The organism is Arthrobacter sp. AL05, from assembly GCF_029960715.1.
Classification (GTDB): domain Bacteria; phylum Actinomycetota; class Actinomycetes; order Actinomycetales; family Micrococcaceae; genus Arthrobacter.
Window position 1 is genome coordinate 266,529 of sequence record NZ_JASBRC010000002.1, and the last position, 21,780, is coordinate 288,308.

General features: G+C 67.5%; 19 protein-coding genes. 15 read left to right on the forward strand and 4 right to left on the reverse strand.

The features are described from left to right. The first annotated feature begins 192 nt into the window (after positions 1-192). On the forward strand, positions 193-1,959 hold the full coding sequence (gene arsA / locus QK287_RS03455) for an arsenical pump-driving ATPase (protein ID WP_282359253.1): 1,767 nt from the start codon (positions 193-195) through the stop codon (positions 1,957-1,959). 33 nt (positions 1,960-1,992) lie between these two features. Here arsA and QK287_RS03460 read toward each other — a convergent pair whose 3' ends face one another. Next, a complete protein-coding gene (locus tag QK287_RS03460; RefSeq protein WP_226774644.1) occupies positions 1,993-2,733 on the reverse strand; it encodes an MIP/aquaporin family protein in 741 nt (246 codons plus the stop codon). Positions 2,734-2,778: 45 nt separating this feature from the next. Here QK287_RS03460 and QK287_RS03465 point away from each other — a divergent pair, with 45 nt between their 5' ends. From QK287_RS03465 to QK287_RS03495, 7 genes are all read left to right on the forward strand, one after another. After that, positions 2,779-3,450: a metalloregulator ArsR/SmtB family transcription factor gene (locus tag QK287_RS03465; protein ID WP_226774643.1), complete on the forward strand. Its 672-nt coding sequence runs from the start codon at positions 2,779-2,781 to the stop codon at positions 3,448-3,450. Between the two features lie 186 nt (positions 3,451-3,636). Then, a complete protein-coding gene (locus tag QK287_RS03470; protein WP_282359254.1) occupies positions 3,637-4,059 on the forward strand; it encodes an arsenate reductase ArsC in 423 nt (140 codons plus the stop codon). A 9-nt stretch (positions 4,060-4,068) separates the two neighbouring features. Next, positions 4,069-5,043, forward strand: coding sequence for a thioredoxin-disulfide reductase (trxB, locus tag QK287_RS03475; protein WP_282359256.1), 975 nt, complete (start codon positions 4,069-4,071; stop codon positions 5,041-5,043). Between the two features lie 106 nt (positions 5,044-5,149). Further along, complete coding sequence (gene ligA, locus QK287_RS03480) at positions 5,150-7,483, forward strand: NAD-dependent DNA ligase LigA (RefSeq protein WP_282359258.1); 2,334 nt, start codon at positions 5,150-5,152, stop codon at positions 7,481-7,483. After that, positions 7,480-8,316, forward strand: a complete 837-nt coding sequence (locus tag QK287_RS03485; RefSeq protein WP_282359260.1) for an inositol monophosphatase family protein — start codon at positions 7,480-7,482, stop codon at positions 8,314-8,316. Before ligA ends, QK287_RS03485 begins: the two co-directional genes overlap by 4 nt. A gap of 107 nt (positions 8,317-8,423) precedes the next feature. After that, positions 8,424-8,927 (forward strand): GNAT family N-acetyltransferase, encoded by a 504-nt coding sequence (locus QK287_RS03490; protein ID WP_253033302.1) that lies wholly within the window; start codon positions 8,424-8,426, stop codon positions 8,925-8,927. Positions 8,928-9,016: 89 nt separating this feature from the next. Next, on the forward strand, positions 9,017-9,535 hold the full coding sequence (locus QK287_RS03495; RefSeq protein ID WP_282359263.1) for a hypothetical protein: 519 nt from the start codon (positions 9,017-9,019) through the stop codon (positions 9,533-9,535). Here the strand turns inward: QK287_RS03495 and QK287_RS03500 are convergent. After that, positions 9,532-10,203 carry a response regulator gene (locus QK287_RS03500; protein WP_282359264.1) on the reverse strand — a complete coding sequence of 224 codons (672 nt, stop codon included), beginning with the start codon at positions 10,201-10,203 and terminating at the stop codon, positions 9,532-9,534. The two genes, QK287_RS03495 and QK287_RS03500, sit on opposite strands and share 4 nt — an antisense overlap. Further along, positions 10,196-11,917, reverse strand: coding sequence for an ATP-binding protein (locus tag QK287_RS03505; RefSeq protein WP_282359265.1), 1,722 nt, complete (start codon positions 11,915-11,917; stop codon positions 10,196-10,198). The genes QK287_RS03500 and QK287_RS03505 overlap by 8 nt, the downstream gene beginning before the upstream one ends. A gap of 159 nt (positions 11,918-12,076) precedes the next feature. Between QK287_RS03505 and QK287_RS03510 the strand changes: the two genes are divergently transcribed. The 4 genes from QK287_RS03510 to gatB all read left to right on the forward strand — a co-directional run bounded on the left by QK287_RS03510 (position 12,077) and on the right by gatB (position 17,146). After that, on the forward strand, positions 12,077-13,552 hold the full coding sequence (locus tag QK287_RS03510; RefSeq protein WP_282359267.1) for an SLC13 family permease: 1,476 nt from the start codon (positions 12,077-12,079) through the stop codon (positions 13,550-13,552). 222 nt (positions 13,553-13,774) lie between these two features. Continuing rightward, a complete protein-coding gene (gene gatC, locus QK287_RS03515; RefSeq protein WP_226774633.1) occupies positions 13,775-14,071 on the forward strand; it encodes an Asp-tRNA(Asn)/Glu-tRNA(Gln) amidotransferase subunit GatC in 297 nt (98 codons plus the stop codon). Positions 14,072-14,075: 4 nt separating this feature from the next. After that, positions 14,076-15,641 carry an Asp-tRNA(Asn)/Glu-tRNA(Gln) amidotransferase subunit GatA gene (gene gatA, locus QK287_RS03520; protein ID WP_226774632.1) on the forward strand — a complete coding sequence of 522 codons (1,566 nt, stop codon included), beginning with the start codon at positions 14,076-14,078 and terminating at the stop codon, positions 15,639-15,641. Continuing rightward, a complete protein-coding gene (gene gatB / locus QK287_RS03525; RefSeq protein WP_282359269.1) occupies positions 15,641-17,146 on the forward strand; it encodes an Asp-tRNA(Asn)/Glu-tRNA(Gln) amidotransferase subunit GatB in 1,506 nt (501 codons plus the stop codon). The genes gatA and gatB overlap by 1 nt, the downstream gene beginning before the upstream one ends. A gap of 85 nt (positions 17,147-17,231) precedes the next feature. On the opposite strand, the gene QK287_RS03530 is transcribed toward gatB, so the two are convergent. Continuing rightward, a complete protein-coding gene (locus QK287_RS03530) occupies positions 17,232-18,137 on the reverse strand; it encodes a LysR family transcriptional regulator (protein WP_282359270.1) in 906 nt (301 codons plus the stop codon). Positions 18,138-18,293: 156 nt separating this feature from the next. Here QK287_RS03530 and tdh point away from each other — a divergent pair, with 156 nt between their 5' ends. The 3 genes from tdh to QK287_RS03545 all read left to right on the forward strand — a co-directional run bounded on the left by tdh (position 18,294) and on the right by QK287_RS03545 (position 21,777). Next, a complete protein-coding gene (tdh, locus tag QK287_RS03535; RefSeq protein ID WP_282359272.1) occupies positions 18,294-19,340 on the forward strand; it encodes an L-threonine 3-dehydrogenase in 1,047 nt (348 codons plus the stop codon). Between the two features lie 48 nt (positions 19,341-19,388). Continuing rightward, positions 19,389-20,597, forward strand: a complete 1,209-nt coding sequence (locus QK287_RS03540) for a glycine C-acetyltransferase (protein ID WP_282359273.1) — start codon at positions 19,389-19,391, stop codon at positions 20,595-20,597. Between the two features lie 70 nt (positions 20,598-20,667). Next, positions 20,668-21,777, forward strand: a complete 1,110-nt coding sequence (locus tag QK287_RS03545; protein WP_282359274.1) for an FAD-dependent oxidoreductase — start codon at positions 20,668-20,670, stop codon at positions 21,775-21,777. Positions 21,778-21,780: the final 3 nt, after the last annotated feature.

Genomic DNA, 21,780 nt, shown 5'->3' on the forward strand with positions numbered 1-21,780 from the left:
GTCGATACGCTAGGGGGAGTTGCCGTCTAGGGAGGACCACATGCCTGCTATCCGAACCTGCGAATCCGCCCCCTGTTGCGACATGGGTGCCTGCGGCCCTGGTGCCTGCGGCCCGGTGCCGCATCTCCGGGGCCCGGGCGCCGGCATTGCGCGCCACAACCTGGCCAGCGAACCCACGGGGGAGTTGCCGGCGTGAAGTTTCTTGAGAACACGCCCCGTTTTTTGTTCTTTACCGGCAAGGGCGGCGTGGGCAAGACCTCCGTAGCATGCGCAACAGCGCTCACCCTGGCCAGGGCCGGCAAGGCAGTCATGCTGGTCAGCACCGACCCCGCCTCCAATGTTGGCCAGGTCTTCGGCATAAGAATCGGGAACAGTGTCACTCCCATCCCGGCCGTGCCGGGACTCTCCGCCTTGGAAATTGACCCGGAGCAGGCGGCCGAGGCCTACCGCGAGCGGATCATTGCCCCCGTCCGCGGCCTCCTTCCCGAGACCGAACTGGCCGGCATTGCCGAGAGCCTGTCCGGTTCCTGCACCACGGAGATTGCCTCCTTCGATGAGTTCACCAGCCTGCTCGCCGACGACACGGCCTACGGGGACTACGACCACATCATCTTCGATACCGCCCCGACGGGTCACACGATCCGGCTGCTGCAGCTGCCCGGCTCGTGGACCGATTTCCTCGAGGCCGGCAAAGGCGATCCGTCCTGCCTCGGACCCCTCTCAGGGCTGGAAAAGCACAAGCAGGTCTACGCCAAGGCGGTCCAGGCACTCACTGACCCGGCGAGGACCCGGCTTGTGCTGGTCAGCCGGGCGCAGACCTCGTCGCTGACCGAGATCGAGCGGACCTATCGGGAACTGAACCAGATCGGAATCGGGGGAGGTTACGTCGTTGTCAACGGCGTCCTGCCGCCTGCCGCCGGTGCGGAGCAGCTCGCACAGGCCCTGCGCGCCCGGGAAGCCGCGGCCCTCGCTGCCATTCCCGAGGCGGTCGCCGGCCTGCCACGCGATGTCCTGGATCTGAAGCCGGGGAACATGGTCGGCATTGCGGCGCTTGAATCCCTGTTCGCGCCCACTTCCGGCGCCGCGATCACTGGTGATGCCGCGCTGCTCCCCGAGATTGCGGACGCCCCGCTGGCTGCCCTGGTGGACGACGTGGAGCTCGACGGCCACGGCCTGTTGATGTGCATGGGCAAGGGCGGCGTCGGGAGGACCACCGTCGCTGCGGCCATTGCGGTTGCCCTGGCCAGGCGCGGGCATGCGGTCCACCTCACCACGACCGATCCGGCAGCGCACCTGACCGAAACCCTCCATGGCTCCATTCCGGGCCTGACGGTTTCGCGCATCGATCCGGAGGCAGCCATCCAGGAGTACCGCGAACACGTGATGGCGACCAAGGGCAGGAGCCTGGACGATGACGGACGCGCGGCCCTGGCCGAGGACCTGATGTCCCCGTGCACGGACGAAGTTGCGGTGTTCCGGCAGTTCTCCAGGGTGGTCCAGGAGTCCCGCCGGCACTTTGTGGTGATCGACACGGCACCGACCGGCCACACCCTGCTACTGCTGGACGCCACCGGTTCGTACCACCGGGAGATCGCCCGCCAGGTTGGCGACACCATGGGATTCGTAACACCGCTTATGCGGCTGCAGGACCCGGCCCAGACCAAGGTTGTCCTCGTTACGCTGGCCGAAACCACACCGGTCCTGGAAGCCGAAGAGCTGCAGAAAGACCTGGAAAGGGCGGGAATCCACCCGTGGGCCTGGGTCATCAACAACTCGATCGCCGCAGCACACCCGCAGACGCCGTTCCTGCGGGCCCGCGCCGCGAGCGAAATCGAACAGATCACGAAGGTGCACACCCTGACCGACCGGTTCGCCCTCATTCCGTTGCTGCCCGAAGAACCCATTGGTGAAGAGAAGTTGTCGGCCCTGACCGCCCTCAGCTCCCCACCCGCCGTGTAGCGGGGGCGATGCCCCGCCCGGAGCCGGCGAAGGCTAGGAACTGGTCGGTTCGGAACTGTGGGGGAGGACGACGGCGTCCGCGGTGCGGGCTGCGGAAGGGAACAGGACCAGGATCAGGCCAAGGCCGACTGCCGCGCCGACAAGCTGCGCCAGGACAAATCCCGGAACGGATGCCGGGGCGATTCCGGCGAAGGTGTCACTGAAGACGCGGCCGGCGGTCACTGCCGGGTTCGCGAACGACGTTGAGGACGTGAACCAGTACGCGGCGCCGATGTAGGCGCCCACGGCCGGCGCGGCGAGGACACCGCGTTTGGTGGCTGCGAGGGCGAAGATCAGCAGGATGAGACCGGCGGTAGCTACGACCTCACCCAGCAGATGCCCCGGGGTTGCGCGCTCCTTGGCGGAGATGGAGGTGCCCACCTCAAACATGGCGTTAGCGACCACACTGCCACCGACCGCGCCCAGGACCTGGGCAAAGACGTAGGTGCCAAGCTCCGGCAGGCTCAGCCCGGTACCGCTGCGCCGGCCCAGGATCCAGTCGGCAAGGGAGACCACGGGATTAAAATGTGCGCCGCTCACGGGCCCGAGCATCAGAATCAGCACCGTCAGGCCCAACACCGTCGCTGTGCTGTTCTGCAGCAGCTGCAGGCCAACGTCGTTGGGGGAGAGCTGCTGCGCGGCGATGCCGGAGCCGACCACTATGGCTACGAGCAAACTGGTGCCGAGGAATTCGGCCACGGCACGGCGCCACAGCGGCGGCTGGTTGAAAGTCATGGCAACAGCTTGACCCAAAGAATTAACTCAGTCAAAATTGAACCAATGAATATTGAGACAGTAGGCTTTAGGGCCCGGGTGGCCAAGCATGCGGCCCTGGCCGATCCTGCGCGGCTGCGCATCGTGGATCTGCTGACCCTGGGCGACTTTTCCCCGACGGAGCTGCAGGCAGAATTGGGAATGCCGTCAAATCTGCTCTCCCACCACCTGCGCGCGCTGGAAGAGGCCGGGCTGGCCGCCCGCCGCCGCTCCGAAGCCGACGGGCGGCGCAGCTATATCCGGCTTGCAGCCGGAGCCCTGGCGGGCCTGGTGCCGGGAGCCGGGCACGGGGCACGCCGCGTTGTGTTCGTCTGCACGCGAAACAGTGCCAGGTCCCAGCTGGCCGCCGCCCTCTGGCAGCAGGCCAGCGAAATTCCCTCGACGTCGGCGGGGACACACCCCGCGGACCGCATCGCACAAGGCGCTATCGACGTCGCCAGCCGGCACGGCGTGGACCTGGCAGACTGTCGTCCACGCAGCCTGCAGCAGGTGGCGGGAGAAGGTGACTTGCTGGTGACCGTGTGCGACAACGCCCATGAGGAACTGACCGGCCTGGGTGGTGTGCACTGGTCGGTGCCGGACCCGCTTCGGCTGGGCACCGAGGATGCCTTCGAGAAGGCTTTCGATGACATCGCCCACCGGGTCAATGGCCTCGCGCCGCGCGTGCTCGCAGCCTAACCGGGCCGCGACACCAGGCGGGACGGCCAAGCCGACATAAGGCAGAAATTGACATTCATCAATCTAAAGTCCAATACTTTCTACATCGATTCTTATCAATGTTCCGCCGAGCGCCACACTTGCCGGGCGCAGGACCTCAAACGGACCGCGAAGCACCCGTCCCACAGCTGATTCCAGGAGAAACCCGTGAGCTACGAAACCGCCAAAAAGCCTTCCGTTCTGTTCGTTTGCGTCCACAATGCCGGCCGCTCCCAGATGGCCGCAGCCTTCCTCAGCACGCTCTCCAAGGGCGGGATCGAAGTCCGCTCCGCCGGTTCCGCCCCGGCGGACCAGGTCAACCCGGCAGCCGTCGAGGCGATGGCCGAACTCGGCATCGACATGTCCGCCGAGATCCCCAAGGTCCTCACCACCGAGGCCGTGCAGGAATCCGACGTTGTGATCACCATGGGCTGCGGCGATACCTGCCCGATCTTCCCGGGCAAACGCTACGAGGACTGGGAGCTCGAGGACCCGGCCGGCCAGGGCGTGGCCGCCGTCCGTCCCATCCGCGACGACATCAAGGCCCGCATCGAGGCCCTGATTTCCGAACTCCTTCCCGCCGGAAAGTAGCAGGCAGCCATGACTGAACAGCTGATCATTATCGGGTCCGGCCCTGCCGGCTACACCGCCGCGATCTACGCCGCACGGGCCGGGCTGGCGCCGCTGGTCATCGCCGGAGCAGTCACCGCGGGAGGTGCGCTGATGAACACCACCGAGGTGGAGAACTTCCCCGGCTTCCCCGCCGGCGTCCAGGGCCCGGAGCTGATGGACGGGCTCCAGCAGCAGGCCGAAAAGTTCGGCGCGCGGGTAGTGTTCGACGACGTCACCGAGGTGACGCTCACCGGGCACACTAAGCGTGTGGTCACCGGGGCCGGGGAGACCCACGAAGCCACCGCCGTCATCCTCGCCACCGGCTCGGCCTACAAGGAACTCGGCCTGCCTGAAGAAAAGAAGTTCAGCGGGCACGGGCTCTCCTGGTGCGCTACCTGCGACGGGTTCTTCTTCCGCGGCCAGGACATCATCGTCGTCGGCGGCGGCGACTCGGCCATGGAGGAAGCGACCTTCCTGACCCGGTTCGGAAAGTCCGTGACAGTTGTGGTCCGCAAGGGCGAGCTGCGCGCCTCGCGGATCATGGCCCAGCGGGCCAAGGACAACCCCAAGATCAGCTTCGCCTGGAATTCCGCCGTCACCGCGATCCACGGCGACGCGAAGGTCACCGGCGTCACCCTGACCGACACCGGCACGGGCGAAACCCGGGAACAGGCTGCCACCGGGATCTTCGTCGCGATCGGCCACGTCCCGCGCACCGAGCTGCTCACCGGCCAGGTAGAGCTGGACGCCGAGGGCTACATCAGGGTCGATGCACCCACCACGGTCACCAACCTCTCCGGCGTCTTCGCCTGCGGGGACGCGGTGGACCACCGCTACCGCCAGGCCATCACCGCCGCGGGCACCGGCTGCGCGGCCGCCCTGGACGCCGAACGCTACCTCGCCGCACTCGAGGACGCGGACAGCATCGCCACAGCGCTCGTCGAGGAACCCACCCACTCCTGACCACCTCCCGGCCTGCGCCGCCGCGCGTCGCGGGCACCCTCCCGGGGCGACTGCTCCGGGGTAATCCTGACCGGACAATGTCGGTGATCTAAGGCAGGATAGGTCTGTGAGCACAGGGAACACTGCAGCAGAAGCCGACACACAAAACCCCTCCGGGGCCGTCCGCGAAGAGTACGAGGTCCTCGTCGAGGAGGTCCGCAGGCACCGCTTCGCCTACTACCAGGACGACGCGCCGATCATTTCCGATGCCGAGTTCGACGAGCTCTACCGGCGGCTGGAAACAATCGAGGCCATGCACCCCGAACTCGTGGCCAATGATTCGCCGACCCAGGAGGTTGGCGGCGAAGTGTCGGCCGCTTTTACCGCTGTCGAACACCTGCAGCGAATGTACAGCCTGGAGGACGTCTTCTCGCTCGGGGAGCTGGAGGCGTGGATCGCCAAGGCCGAAGCCAACATCGCCAAACTGGGCAACGGGATGCCGGCCTGGCTCACCGAGCTCAAGATCGATGGCCTGGCCGTCAACCTGCTCTATCGTGACGGGGTGCTGATCCGGGCCGCAACGCGTGGGGACGGGAGCACGGGGGAGGACATCACCCACAACGTCCGGACCATCAAGGAAATCCCGCAGCAGCTCACCGGCACCGGCTTCCCTGCCGAAATGGAGGTGCGCGGAGAAGTCTTTATCCCGTCCAAGGCGTTCGCTGAATTCAACGAGGCGCTGATCGCGGCAGGCAAAGCGCCGCTGGCCAACCCCCGCAACGCCGCGGCCGGCTCGCTGCGCCAAAAGGACCCGGCGGAAACCGCCAAACGCCCGCTGCGGATGTACGTCCATGGCATTGGCGCGCGCGAGGGACTCGAAACCGCCAGCCAGTCGGATACCTACCGGCAGCTCGCCGAATGGGGGCTGCCCACCAGTCCGTACCTCGAGGTGCTGCCCGGGCTCGCGGAAGTGCTGGAATTTATCACCCGCTACGGGGACAAGCGCCACAGCCTCGCCCACGAGATCGACGGCATAGTTATCAAGGTCGACGCCTTCGCCACCCAGCGTGCGCTCGGCTACACCTCCCGGGTGCCGCGCTGGGCCGTTGCCTACAAATACCCGCCCGAGGAAGTCAACACCAAACTTCTGGACATCCAGGTCAACGTGGGCCGCACCGGCCGCGTCACTCCCTATGGCGTGATGGAACCGGTCAAGGTGGCCGGCTCCACAGTTGAGATGGCCACGCTGCACAACCAGGAAGTCGTTAAGGCCAAAGGCGTCAAAATCGGCGACATCGTGGTGCTGCGCAAGGCCGGGGACGTTATCCCGGAGATCGTCGGCCCCGTCCTGGCCTTGCGCGGGCAGCAGGACCCGCCGGTCCGGGACTTTGTGATGCCCACCGAATGTCCCGCCTGCGGCACCCCGCTGGCGCCGGCCAAGGAAGGGGACGTGGACATCCGGTGCCCCAACTCCCGCTCCTGCCCAGCGCAGCTGCGCGAACGTGTGTTCCACCTTGCCGGCCGCGGCGCTTTCGACATCGAAGCCCTCGGCTGGGAAGCCGCGATTGCCCTGACCCAGCCCGCGGAACCGGAAACTGCGCCGCTGACCAGCGAGGCGAACCTGTTCCGGCTCACCCACGCTGACCTCGCGGAGGTGCGGATCCGGCGGGAAAAGCGGGCCAAGGGTGTCGGCACCGGTGAGTTCGAGTTGGTGCCGTACTTCTTCAGCAAGGGCACCGCCAAGACCCCGTCCAAGCCCACGGCCACCACCGAGAAGCTGTTCCGCGAGTTGGAAAAGGCGAAGGCCCAGCCGCTCTGGCGCGTCCTCGTGGCGCTCTCCATCCGGCACGTCGGTCCGCGGGCCTCCCGCGCGCTCGCGACGGCGTTCGGCAGCATGGACGCGATCCGGCAGGCCTCCGAGGAAGAGCTCGCCAACGTCGACGGCGTCGGGCCGGTCATCGCTGCCGCCCTGACCGAATGGTTCACCGAAGACTGGCACCGAGGGATCGTGGACACCTGGGCGGCCGACGGGGTCCGGATGATTGACGAGCGCGACGAATCCATGCCCCGGACCCTGGCAGGACTGACAATCGTGGTGACCGGCAGCCTGGCGGGCTTCAGCCGGGACGAAGCGAAGGAAGCCATCCTGATCCGTGGCGGCAAGGCATCCGGCTCCGTCTCGAAAAAGACGGATTACGTCGTGGCCGGGGAGAACGCGGGCACCAAACTGGACAAGGCCGAACAGCTCGGCGTGCCGGTCCTGGACGAGGATGGCTTCCGCGCCCTGCTGGCCAACGGGCCGGAGCCGTCGCCGGCCGCGAAACCCGGCCCCGCGCCCGCTGACGGATCCGGCGGCGGCGGCAATGACAGCGGCGGCGAGCACGACGGCGGTGGCAGCAATGACCGCGGTGGCCGCAGCGAAGACTCCGAAGAAAACCACCAGGATGTGATGACCGAATGAGCGCCGAAAACCCAGACCCGTCCACCGGGCTGCCGGCCGCGCTGCTGGAGCTCGCCCGGCGGGCGGCAGCTGCCGGTGCCGCCGTTCTGGCCGGCCGGAACGCTGCCGAACTGGACATCAGCAACAAGGGCGACGCCGGTGACTGGGTGACAGCTTTTGACCTCGCCGCGGAAAGAGCCGTCCGCGAAGTGATCAGCAGGGCCAGGCCGTTCGATACCATCACCGGAGAGGAGGGTGGCACAGTACTGCCGCCCTCGCCCAGCGGCTACCGCTGGTCGATCGACCCGCTCGACGGGACCGCCAACTTCATCCGCAACATCGTCTACTACGGCACATCGGTGGCCGTCGCGGACCCGCACGGAGTTTGGCTGGCCGGCGTGGTCGATGCCCCTGCCCTGGGCCGGCGCTACTACGCGCTCCGCGGGCACGGAGCCTGGCTCGAGGAAGGAGGCCGGCTGACACCACTTGCCGGGCCGCTGCCGGGCCGCAGCGGACAGATCCTGGCCACCGGCTTCAGCTACGACCCTCCCGTCCGGGCCGAGCAGGCATCCGGGCTGGGCAGCATTATGGACGGCTTCGCCGACGTCCGCCGCCTCGGCTCCGCCGCCTTGGACCTTTGCCTCGTCGCGGACGGCACGCACGACGCCTACGGGGAACGGGGACTCAATGAGCACGACTTCGCCGCCGGAGCCCTCATCGCCGAAGAGGCCGGCTGCTGGGTGCGTCGCCCGCGGCTGACCAGCCCGCTCGCCGGAGGCCCCTCCGACGACGAACGACTCGCCGCCTGGACCTGCGCCGGGACGTTGGAGCTGTCCGGAAAATTCCCGCTCTAGCCCCCGGTGCCTGCCCGGCCGTTCTGATTTCCGGCCGTTCTGATAGTTCAGTCACGGAAAACGCCGTTCCGGTGCCAGAGCGGCCCGGGCGCGCTTAGCATGGATAAGTGCATCCCCAGATCCTTATCCGTCCCGCAGTTCCGGCCGACTACAACGCCATCGCGCGCATTACCCGGGACGCCTACCTCGCGGCAGGCTATTTCCAGAGCGCCGACCACCCTTACATGCGGCAAATCCAGGACGTCTCCCGGCGGGCCGCGCACGCGACCATCTGGGTCGCGGAGCGTGCCGGACAGATCGTAGGCTCCGTGACCCTGGCCGTCGCCGGTGAACCCTATGCGGACATCGCCCAAAGCGACGAGCTGGAATTCCGGATGCTTGTGGTGGACCCTGAAGTCCAGCGCAGCGGTGCAGGCAAGGCCATGGTCCAGGCCATCCTCGAACATGCCAGGCTGTTGGCCGGGATCAATGCCGTGGCGCTGACCACGGGCCTGACCTGGGAAAGCGCTCACGGGCTCTACCTCAAGACCGGTTTCCAGCGGGCCCCCGAACGCGATTGGGTTGTGCCGGACACCGACATCAAGCTGCTGGTCTACCGCCAGGAGTTGTAGCCCGGCCGGACGGGCAGGACTCCTCCTTGCGGCGCTCACCCTGGGGTAGGTTAGTGTCAATCGAAACGCTTAGGCACTCTGGAGGACCCATGGCAGCGCGCATCCCCGCCTCAATCGATGCAAAGCTCCTCGGCCTGTATCTCTCGGACCACCTGACCGGCTCCACCGCCGGAGTCTCCCGGATCCGACGCATGGCTGAGGCCTACGCCGACACCCCGGTCGCGGGCGAGCTCTCCCGGATCAGCCAGGAGATCAGCAGCGAACGCGAGGTGCTCCGCGGCATCATCAAGGATCTTGGGTTGCGGCCGCGCCGTCACCGTCAAGCCGCCGCCTGGCTGGGCGAGCACGCCGGCCGGCTCAAACTCAACGGCCGCATCGTCAGCCGTTCCCCGATGACCATGGTGCTGGAGGCTGAACTGATGCGCTCCGCAATCCTGGGAAAGCTTGGCGGCTGGCAGGTCCTGGCGGAGCTGGCGCCGGACCTCGGAGTCGACCCTGTTACGTTGGCCGCGCTGGCCGACGACGCCCGCAACCAGATCGAGGCTCTCACCCGCGTGCACGAGTACGCCCGCAGCAACGCCTTCCAACTGCACGGGGACCTGGGCTAGCCGGCGGCGCCGGCCGCCAGCCCGTAGCGGTGCTCCGGGCGCCCGGTGCTGCCGTACCGCAACTGGATGTCGACGGGGCCGTCGTCGGCGAGCGCTGACAGATACCGCTGTGCGGTGGCCCGGGAAACGCCTACCAGGGTGGCGACCTCGGCCGCGGAGTACTGCTCACCCGGTGCCAACGATTCCAGCACCGCTGCCTCGGTGGCGGACCTGGGCTTGACGGAGGACATCACATCGCCCGGGATGAGCGCCCGCTTGGCCCGTTCCACAGTGTCCTGGGTGACGTTCCCGGGCTGGGCCAGGATCCGCCGGTAGCGCGCGTACGAGCGCAGCTGCTGCGACAACGACTCGGCAGTAAATGGCTTGAGCAGATACGCCAGCGCCCCGCGCCGGAACGCGAGCCGGAGCGAGACCGCGTCCGCGGCGGCGCTGAGGATCATGGTGTCCACGTCCAGCTGGTGGAGCAGGTCCAGGCCGGAAGCGTCCGGCAGGTACACGTCCAGCAGCACCAGATCCGGGCGCAGGCTGTGGATGGCCTGCAGCGCCTGCGACGTGGAGCCCGCCGCGGGCAGGGCCAGGAATCCCGCCACCGAGTCCACGTAGGCCGCGTGCAGCTTGGCGACGTGGAAATCGTCGTCCACAATCAACACCCTGATGTCCTCAGGCATCGTTGTCCCTTTCGTTAGGCTTCGTCTCAGTGAGCACAATGGTCCCCGGCAGGGTCGCCATAAAAACCGCGCCGGGGCCGCCGGCGGAACCCGGGTCAAGTACGCGCACGTCGCCGCCGCGCCGTCGCGCCAGCTGGCGGGCCAGCGCGAGGCCCAGGCCCTGGCCGGCGCCCGCCCGCGCCGGACGGCCGGCGGTGGTGAATCCGTCCTCGAACACGTCATCAGCACCGCCGGCCGCAGCGGCAGGCAGCCCGTCACCGGAATCCCCGACGACGATCAACAGCGTGCCGCCGTTGCCTCCGGTGCCGGGCTCGTCAAGCACTTCCACCTCGACCCAGCGGTCCGGTGACGGGCCCGCGACGGCGGCGTTCACCGCGTTGTCGATCAGGTTGCCGAGCACGGTGGTGACGTCCTGCGGCTCGGTGACCTGTCCCCGGACCAGGGTTTCCGGTCCGAGCCGCAGGCTCACGCCCCGCTCGTCCGCTTCCACCCCTTTGGCGCCGAGGAAGGCCTGCAGATAGGGGTCCTGGAGCAGTTCGGCCTGGTCCACGGGAAATTTCAGCGGCCCGGTGGCAGCCAGCCGGGCCAGGTAATCACGGGCCTGCTGATGCTCGCCGATGCTTATGAACCCGGCGATGGTGTGCAGCTGGTTGGCGAACTCGTGCCGCTGGGCCCGGAGCGCGGTGGACATGGTTCCCACGGCGTCGAGCTGGCGGGTCAACTGCTGAAGTTCGGTCCGGTCCCGCAGCATCAGCACCCAGCCCAGGTCCTCCCGGCCGTGCAGGGCCTTGCGGGCGCTGGCCACCAGCACCCGCGCGCCGACAACAAGTTCCACGGCGTCCCCTTCAGCGGCGTCGGACCTGGTCAGCGCCAGCAGCCGGGCCGGCACCGGAGCATCGGCCCACGGCGTGCCGGTGAGATCAGGCTGGCCCAGCAGGCGCCGGGCGGCGGAGTTGAACACGCTGATCCGGCCGTCCGCGGCGACGCCGATCACGCCGTCGTCGACCCCTTGCAGCACCGCCACCTGGTCGTGGACCAGGGTGCTGATTTCCTCCGGTTCCAGGCCCAGCGTCAGCCGCTGGAGCCGGCGCCGGAGCAGGAACGAGGCGAGAACGCCGACCAGCAGGGCGCCGGCCGCGGTCAGGGCGATCGGAACGATGTCCCGGCCCAGGCTCTGGCTGACGCTTTCGGTAGAGTAGCCCACACTCACTTCGCCCACCACGGTGTCCGATTCCGGGGCGAACACCGGGACCTTGGCCCCGGCCGAGGGGCCCAGGGTTCCGGTGTTCCGGGTGGTGACTTCCTTGCCGGCGAGCGCCTCGGACGGGTCAGTGCTCACGCGCTCGCCCAGCCGCTCAGCCTCGGGGTGCGCCAGCCGCAGTCCGGTCTCGTCGGTGATGACCACAAAAAGTGCTCCGGTGCGGGTGCGGGCGCCCTCGGCTGCTGCCATCAGCGGCCCGGCCAGCAGTTCGGCCGGCGGGGGAGTGCCTGGCTGCGCGCTGATCTGCTGCACCGCGGCCCGCACCTGCGGATCGGAAGCGACGGTCCGGGCCAGTGTAAGGGCCTGGTTTTCGGCCTCGCGGCCCAGCCGGTCATAGGTGAGCCAGCCGTGCACGGCGCTCGTCAGGAGCACCACCAGGGCCACCACCGCCAGCTGGAGCAGCAGGGTCTGGGTAGCGAACCGCAGCGGCGTGCTGCCGGTTATGCGTGGCACGTTGACCCTCCTTCGGGTGTGAGCACAATGCGCACAATGCGTCCAACAAGCAGTATGCCAATCAAATGCGGCAAAGACCCGGCCGTGACGCGCGCCACCCTAGCGTCTGTAGTGCGCATCACACCGGGGTGGTGCACTTCACTGCAGAAGGAGCCGGCTGTGCTGGTATTACTAGGTTTCGCCATGATCACGGTTTTTATGGTGCTGATCATGACGAAAAAACTGACGCCCGTGCTGGCGCTCATTATTGTTCCCACCGTTTTCGGGCTTTTCGCCGGCGCCGGACTTGGCATCGGCGACATGGTGCTTGATTCCATGAAGTCGATGACCTCCACTGCGGCCCTGCTGATGTTCGCGATCATCTACTTTGGCCTGATGATCGACGTCGGGCTCTTCGACCCGCTGGTCCGGTTCATCCTGCGCCGGCTGGGCAACGACCCCGCCAAGGTGGTCCTCGGCACCGCCGTCCTCGCCGCGGCGGTCTCGCTCGACGGTGACGGATCCACCACCTTCATCCTGACCACCGCTGCGATGCTGCCGGTGTACCTGCGCCTGAAGATGAGTCCCGTGATCCTTACCTGCGTAGCCGGCCTGGCCAACGGCACCATGAACATCCTGCCGTGGGGCGGCCCCACCGCCCGCGCCGCCTCCGCACTGAAGATCAGTGTCTCGGAGGTGTTCGTCCCAATGATCCCCTCGCTGATCGCGGGCCTGGTCGTTGTGTTCGTCTTCGCCTGGCTGCTGGGCCTGCAGGATTGCAACCGCCTGCGCACCGTCGCCCCCGAGATCTGGGGTTCTGCGGATACCCCCGGCGACAGCTACGCCGGTACCGGTACCGGTACCGGCGCCGGCACCGGCTTCGGCCGCCTCGGCTTCGGCCGAAAGCCGTCCGGTCCCGGCGGAAGCCCCGCCGCGGCAGGGTCGGCCGTGGCGGTCCTGGAACACGCCGGGGACCTCGCCGACGAACGCGATTCGGCCATGGCGGATACCGCGCTGGATCCCAACCGGTCCACGCTTCGGCCGAAGCTGCAGTGGTTCAACCTGGGCTTGACGGTTGCCATTATGGTGCTGCTGGTCGCGGACCTCGTGCCGCTGCCCTTTGTTTTTATGGTCGGCTCCGCCATCGCGCTGCTGGTGAACTTTCCCCGGCTCAAGGAGCAGGGCGCGCAGCTGATCGCGCACGCACCTTCGATCGTCGCCGTCGTCAGCATGGTGATGGCCGCAGCGGTCCTGACCGGAGTGCTGAACGGGACCGGAATGGTCAAGGCCATGTCCCAGTGGCTCGTGGCCATCATTCCCGCCGACCTGGGCCCGTTTATGGCCGTCATCACCGGCGTGCTCAGCATCCCCATGACGTTTTTTATGAGCAACGATGCCTTCTACTTCGGCGTCCTGCCGGTGCTCAGTGAAACGGCTGGCCACTACGGCATCAGCGCCGCGGACATGGCCCGGGCCTCCATTACCGGCCAGCCCTTCCACCTGCAGAGCCCGCTGGTACCTGCGATCCTGCTGCTGGTCTCCCTCGCCAAGGTGGACCTGGGCGACCACCACAAGAAGGTCCTCTGGCGCACGGCAGTTATCTCCCTGGTCATGCTGGCCACCGGAGTACTCACCGGAGCCATCGGCATCGGCTGACAAAACAAAACTGTGAGACTGTCGAGTTCGGAAATTTTCCGGACTCGGCAGTCTCGTTCGGTGAGCGCAGCACATCGGCGACGGGACGGACATCCGGAAGCGTGCGTCTAAGCGAGGAACGAGCGAGCACGCGGAGGATCGTCCGGCCCGCCGCCGACGGCGGAAGGGCTTAGGGCCACGTAGACTGGGACGGAAAATAATCCGAACTTGCAGGGGAGATCCATGGCTGCGATCAACCGCGACGACGTCGCGCATCTCGCGCGTCTCGCGCACATCGAGATGAGTGCTGAAGAGCTGGACACGATGGCAGGCGAACTCGCCGTCATCGTCGATTCAGTGAAGTCCGTAAGTGAAGCCGCCGGTGATGACGTCCCGGCCACGTCCCACCCGATCCCGCTGACGAATGTTTTCCGCGAGGACGTAGTAGGCCACACTTTCACGGCCGAACAGGCACTCTCCGGCGCTCCCGATGCGTACGAAGGCCGCTTCAAGGTCCCCGCAATCCTGGATGAGGGCTAAGAACATGACTGAGAACAACGAACTGATCCGTTCCTCCGCCGCGGCGCTCGCCGGCAAACTCGCCGCCCGTGAGGTCTCGGCCGTCGAGGTAACCCAGGCGCACCTGGACCGCATCGCCGCCGTCGACGGCAAGGTCCACGCCTTCCTGCACGTCAACACCGACGAAGCGCTCGCCGTCGCCGCCGAAGTGGACGCGATCCGCGCCGCCGGCGGCGCCGCCGCCGAAGGGCTGCACGCGCTCGCCGGTGTGCCGATCGCCGTCAAGGACCTTATTGTTACGATCGGCCAGCCCACCACGGCCGGCTCCAAGATCCTCGAAGGCTGGCGCAGTCCCTACGACGCCACAGTCGTGGAGCGCCTGCGCGCCGCGAAAATGCCGATCCTGGGCAAAACGAACCTCGACGAATTCGCGATGGGCTCCTCCACCGAGCACTCCGCTTTTGGCCCCACCCACAACCCCTGGGACCTGGACCGGATCCCCGGCGGCTCCGGCGGCGGCTCGGCTGCTGCCGTGGCGGCCTTCGAAGCGCCGCTGGCCCTGGGCACCGACACCGGCGGCTCGATCCGCCAGCCCGGCGCCGTCACCGGCACCGTAGGCGTCAAGCCGACGTACGGCGGGGTGTCCCGCTACGGTGCGATCGCCATGGCGTCCTCGCTGGACCAGATCGGCCCGGTCTCGCGTACCGTACTGGACTCCGCACTGCTGCACCAGGTCATCGGCGGGCACGACCCGCGCGACTCCACCTCGCTGCCGGACCCGCTGGAGGACCTCGTGGCCGCCGCGTCGATCGGCAACGTGACCGGCATGAAGATCGGCATCATCAAGGAACTTCATGGCGAGGGCTACCAGGCCGGCGTCGAAAACCGTTTTAACGAATCCCTCGAGCTGCTCAAGGGCGCCGGCGCGGAAATCGTCGAGGTGTCCTGCCCCAACTTCAAGTACGCCCTCGGCGCCTACTACCTGATCATGCCCTCCGAGGCCTCCTCCAACCTGGCCAAGTTCGACGGCGTCAGGTACGGCCTGCGGGTCCTGCCCGAAGAGGGCCCGATGACGATTGAGCGCGTGATGGCTGCCACCCGTGCCGCCGGCTTCGGCGACGAGGTCAAGCGCCGGATCATCCTGGGTACCTATGCGCTGAGCGCCGGCTACTACGACGCCTACTACGGCTCGGCCCAGAAGGTGCGCACCCTGATCCAGCGCGACTTCGACGCCGCGTTCGCCAAGGCCGACGTGCTGATCTCCCCAACGGCGCCCACCACGGCGTTTAAGCTCGGCGAGAAGCTCAACGACCCGCTGGCGATGTACCTCAACGACGTCGCCACCATCCCCGCCAACATGGCAGGCGTGCCCGGGCTGTCCCTGCCCGGCGGCCTGGCCGACGAGGACGGCCTGCCGGTCGGTGTCCAGTTGCTGGCCCCGGCCCGCCAGGATGCCCGGCTATACCGGGTCGGTGCGGTGCTCGAGTCCCTGCTGGAGGCGCAGTGGGGCGGCCCGCTGCTGGATAAGGCTCCTTCCCTGACGGCCCCATCCCTTAACGACGCTGTCGCGAGCCACGGAGGTTCCCACTAATGACTGACGCAACCCTCAGCTTCGAAGAGGCGATGGAGAAATACGATCCCGTCCTGGGCTTCGAAGTCCATGTGGAGCTCAACACCAAAACGAAGATGTTCTCCTCCGCGCCGAACGTCTTCGGCGACGAGCCCAACACCAACGTCAACGAGGTGGACCTCGGCATGCCCGGCGTGCTGCCCGTGGTAAACAAGGCCGCGATCGAGTCCTCGATCAAGATCGGCCTGGCGCTGAACTGCAAGATCGCCGAGACCTGCCGTTTCGCCCGGAAAAACTACTTTTACCCGGACACCCCGAAGAACTTCCAGACCTCCCAGTACGACGAGCCCATCGCGTACGACGGCTACCTGGACATCGAGCTCGCCGACGGGACAGTGTTCCGGGTCGAGATCGAGCGTGCGCACATGGAGGAGGACGCCGGCAAGCTGACCCACATGGGCGGTGCCACCGGCCGCATCCAGGGCGCGGACTACTCGCTCGTGGACTACAACCGCTCCGGGGTGCCGCTGGTGGAGATCGTCACCAAGCCGATCGAGGGTGCCGGGTCCCGCGCCCCCGAACTCGCCAAGGCCTACGTGGCAGCGGTCCGCGAGATCGTCAAGAACCTCGGCGTCTCGGACGCCAAGATGGAGCGCGGCAACGTGCGCTGCGACGCCAACGTCTCGCTGCGCCCGCACGGCCGCGAACGCTTCGGCATCCGCTCCGAGACCAAAAACGTCAACTCGCTGCGCGCCGTCGAACACGCCGTCCGCTACGAGATCCAGCGGCACGCCGCCGTGCTGGACTCCGGCGAGCCCGTCACCCAGGAAACCCGCCACTGGCACGAGGACACCCGCTCCACCACCTCTGGCCGGCCCAAGTCCGACGCCGACGACTACCGCTACTTCCCGGAACCGGACCTGGTGCCGATTGTCGCGTCCCGCGCCTGGGTCGAGGAACTCCGGGCCACGCTGCCCGAGCCGCCGGCCGCCCGCCGTAAGCGCCTGCAGGCCGACTGGGGCTATTCGGACCTGGAGTTCCGCGACGTTGTTAACGCCGGCGTGATGGACGAAATCGAGGAAACCATCGCCGCCGGGGCCACGGCCACTGTGGCCCGCAAGTGGTGGATGGGCGAGATCGTCGGACGCGCCAAGAACGCCGACGTCGATCCCGGCCAGCTCGGCGTGTCACCGGCCACCATCGTGGAACTGAACACGATGGTCGAGGACGGCAAAATCAACAACAAGATGGCCACCGAGGTCCTGGACGGCGTACTCGCCGGCGAAGGTACCCCGGCGGAGATCGTCGAGCAGCGCGGCCTCGCAGTGGTCTCCGACGACGGCCCGCTCCTGGAAGCCATCGACGCGGTCCTCGCCGCGCAGCCCGGCGTCGCGGACAAGATCCGCGGCGGCAAGATCCAAGCAATTGGTGCGATCGTCGGCGGCGTTATGAAGGCCACCCGCGGCCAGGCCGACGCCGGCCGCGTCCGGGAGCTGATCCTGCAGCGCCTCGGCGTCGAAGGCTAGCGCCCCGCCCAACTGGCTCGCAGTTGTTGTCGTTTTGCCCGCTCAAAACGACCACAACTGCGAGTCAGTTGGGTTATCAGTTGGGTTAACGGACCAGTTCGGTCATGATGGTCTGCAATGCTTCGCAGACGATCATGACCGATCTGCGTTTAAGGTTCTCCGGCCGGGCCAGCACGTCGATCCGCCGCCGGGTGCTGATGCCCTCCAGCGGCCGCAGCACAATCCCCGGGTTCAGGGCAGGCCGGGCGGTGTAGCGGGGAAGCAGCCCGATCACACCCCCGGTCGCCACGAGCGCCGCCACAGTGGAGTAATCGTTGATCCGGTGGACGATGTTCAGCTCCCTGCTGGAGACGGCCGCGAGGGCGGCCAGGACGTCAGCGGGGGAGTAACCCGCGCGGCTCGTCACCCAGGGTTCGCCCACGACGTCGTCCGCGGTCACCCCCGCCTGGCCGGCCAGCCGGTGCCCGGCCGGCAGCGCGACATCCAGCGGCTCGTGCGCGAGCGGGATCACCGCGACGCGCTCCTGGGGCCAGCCCGGGCTGTGGTCCATCCGGTGCGCGAGCACCAGGTCATACCGGGCCGTCAGCGCCGGGAAGTCCTGCTGGGCCACGTCCTCGTCCGTGAGCAGGATCCGCGGTTGCCCCGGCCCGGCCAGGCGCCGGGCGAGCGGGGCGAACAGGGCCTGCCCGGCGCTGTGGAAACCGCTCAGCGTTACCGGCGCCACCGCCGAGCCGTGATAGGCGCCGATAGCCGTCCGGGCATCGGCCATGGCGCTGACGACGGCGGCCCCGGCATCGGCGAGCACCTGCCCGGCCTCGGTCAGGACCAGGTTCCTGCCCTCCTTGCGGGTCAGCGGCACGTCCACGGATTTCTGCAGGGCAGCCAGCTGCTGCGACACCGCCGAGGGTGTAACGAGCAGGGTTTCGGCGACGGCCTTGACGCTCCCGAGGGCCCCGAGTTCGCGGAGCACCTCGAGCTGGTGGATTTCCATGCCGCCCAGTATATGCGCAAGGGGAATCTAAATCGTCGATTGAGAAAAGTACGGTTGTGCTAATGCTTTTCACCGGCTCTAATGGGGTGAGTTGTCCCACACCCGCTGTCCCAGGCAGCGCACCCAACGTGCCGAACGGCACAGTGAGGAAGGCCCATGAAGGCTCTCTACAAGGCCGGCGCGCACGCAGGATTCGAGCTTGTTGACCGCCCCGAACCGGAGGCCGGCCCCGGGGACGTCAAGATCCGGGTCATGACCACGGGCATCTGCGGCACCGACCTGCACATCCAGTCCTGGGACGCGTGGGCGCAGGGCATCATCAACGCCCCGCTGATCGCCGGCCACGAGTTCTACGGCGAAGTCGTCGAGACCGGCGAGGACGTCCTGGACGTCAAGGTCGGGGACCGGGTGTCCGGTGAAGGCCACATCGTCTGCGGCATCTGCCGCAACTGCCGCGCCGGCCGCAAGCAGATGTGCATCAACACCGTCAGCGTCGGCGTGCAGCGCGACGGCGCGTTCGCCGAGTACGTTGTTATCCCCGAGACCAACGTCTGGGTGCATCAGGACTCCTCCGTGACGCCGGAACTCGGTGCCATCTTCGACCCCTTCGGGAACGCCGTGCACACCGCGCTGAGCTTCCCACTGGTCGGCGAGGACGTGCTGATCACCGGCGCCGGGCCTATCGGATTGATGGCGATCGCCGTCGCCCGCCACGCCGGCGCCCGCAGGATCGCAATCACCGACGTCTCCGCACCGCGGCTGGAACTCGCGCGGACCCTCGGCGTGGACCTCGCCATCGACGTCTCAAAGACGCGGGTCAAGGACGCCCAGCGGGAACTGGGCCTGCGCGAAGGATTCGACATCGGCATGGAAATGTCGGGACACCCCACGGCGTTGCCTGAGATGATCGAGAACATGAACCACGGCGGCAGGATCGCGATGCTGGGACTGCCCAGCCAGTCCATCGACATCGACTGGGGCAAAGTGGTCACGCACATGCTGACCATGAAGGGTATCTACGGCCGGGAAATGTTCGAGACCTGGTACGCCATGAGCGCCATGCTGTCCTCCAACCCGGTCCTGCACGCCAACATCTCCGCCGTCGTCACGGACACCCTTCCCGCCACCGATTGGGACCGGGGATTCGAGATCGCCCGGGCCGGCGTCGGCGGCAAAGTGGTCCTCGACTGGACCTGCTTCTAACCCCCACCGTTTCGGCCCACCGACCCCACCAGCGCAGGAGCCCACACCATGTATTCAGCCATTAAGAACCAGCTGCAGCACGAACTGGAGGAGATCCGCGGCGCCGGCCTGTTCAAGACCGAGCGGCACATTGACTCGCCCCAGGCAAACCACATCAAGGCCGGCCGGATCGGCGGGGCCAGCGCGGACGTGCTGAACTTCTGCGCCAACAACTACCTGGGCCTCGCGGACCACCCCGAAATCATTGCCGCCGCCAAGTCCGCGATGGACGAGCGGGGCTTCGGCATGGCCAGCGTGCGGTTCATCTGCGGCACCCAGGACCTGCACCTGGCCCTGGAGGAACGCGTCTCGGCGTTCCTCGGCACCGAGGACACCATCTTGTTCTCGAGCTGCTTCGACGCCAACGGCGGTGTGTTCGAGTCCCTCTTTGGCCCGGAAGACGCCGTCATCTCCGACGCCCTGAACCACGCCTCGATCATCGACGGCATCCGGCTCTGCAAGGCCCAGCGCTTCCGCTACGCCAACCAGGACATGGCGGACCTCGAATCGAAACTGATCGAGGCCAGCACGCAGGAGAACCCGGCCCGCCGCAAGATCATCGTCACGGACGGCGTCTTTTCGATGGACGGCTTCCTGGCCCCGCTGGAAGCGATCTGCGACCTCGCCGAAAAATACGACGCCATGGTCATGGTGGATGACTCACACGCCGTCGGTTTTATGGGCGCCAGCGGAGCCGGCACGCCGGAACACGCCGGCGTCTCGGACCGCGTGGACATCTACACCGGCACCTTCGGCAAGGCCCTGGGCGGCGCCTCCGGCGGTTACGTCTCCGGCCGCCGCGAAGTCGTCGCCATGCTCCGGCAGAAGGCCCGTCCCTACCTGTTCTCCAACTCGCTGGCCCCGGCCATCGTCGCTGCCACCCTCAAGGCCCTGGACCTCGTGGAGAACTCCGGCGAACTGCGCAGCAAACTCTTTGACAATGCCGCGCTGTTCCGCCGCCGGATGGCCGAGGAAGGCTTTGAGCTGCTCCCGGGCGAGCACGCCATCGTCCCGGTGATGTTCGGGGACGCCGTCCTGGCCGCCAAGATCGCGGACGCGATGCTGGAGCACGGCGTTTTTGTCACGGCGTTCAGCTACCCGGTAGTTCCCAAGGGTGCGGCCCGGATCCGGGTACAGCTCTCCGCGGCGCACAGCGCCGAAGACGTCGAGGCCTGTGTGCAGGCCTTTGTGCGCAGCCGCGCCGCCGTCGCGGGCTAAGCGGCACCGGACCGTAAGCCTGCGGCGCCGGAAACGGCGCCGCAGGCTCTGCGTCTGCGAGGATGGAACCATGTCAGCTAATTACGATGTTGTGATTGTCGGCGGCGGGATCGCCGGCCTGTCCCTTGCCTCAGCCCTCGCCGGGAAGTGCAGCGTCGCGTTGGTGGAAGCCGAGCAGAGCCTGGCTTACCACACCTCGGCACGCTCGGCCCGGCAGCTGATCCCCAGCTACGGCCCGGCAGTTGTCCAGGAGCTTACGGTGCGGACCCTCGCGCTGATCGCCGCCCGGGACGCCGAACTACCGGAACCGGTGCTCTCGCCCCGCAGCTTTATGCTGATCGGCGACGACGAGGCTGTCCGCGGCGAGTCCAGCGGGCAGATGGTGCCGATTAGCCACGCCGCGGCGATGGAGCTCTGCCCGGCGTTGCTCCCCGGCTCCTTCTCCGCCGCGGGCCTGGACACCGGCTCCTTCGGCTGTGACGCACCCCTGCTGCTCGAGGACCACCGCCGGCGCGCGGCCGCCGGCGGCGTGGACATCATTACCGGCGCAAAGGTCCACTCGGCCCAGCGGCTCGGGTCCGGCTGGGAACTCGGAGCCGGGCAGGAAGGCTTCGCAGCCGCCGTTGTGGTCAATGCCGCGGGCGCGTGGGCGGACGAACTGGCAGTACTCAGCGGGGTCGAGAAAGTCCAGCTGCAGCCGTACCGGCGCACCGCGGCTATCGTCGACGTCGAGCATCCCCTTCCGGAGTCCAGCCCCATGGTGTGCGCGGCCGACAATTCCTTCTACTTCCGCCGGGACGGCGGGCAGGTGCTGATCTCGCCGTCGGAATCGGTGCCCAGCGGCCCCGAGGACGCGCAGCCGCACCCGGGGGACATCGAGGCGCTGAGCGCCCGGCTTAATACCCTGACCACCCTCGGCATCCGCGGTGTCCGCCGGGCCTGGACCGGATTGCGGACGGAGGCGGCCGACGGTGTGCCCGTGGTGGGATTCGACGCCGAAGCCCGGGGATTTTTCTGGCTGGCCGGGCAGGGCGGCTACGGCTTCCAGACCTCCTCCGGCATCGCCGAGCTGGCCGCGGAACTTATCCTCGCAGGCCAGGGCGCCGGATCCATTGCCGCCGGTCCGGCATCCCGTGCAGCGGCGCCGCTGGCGGCGACGCGCTGGTCCATCCGGCACTGAAGA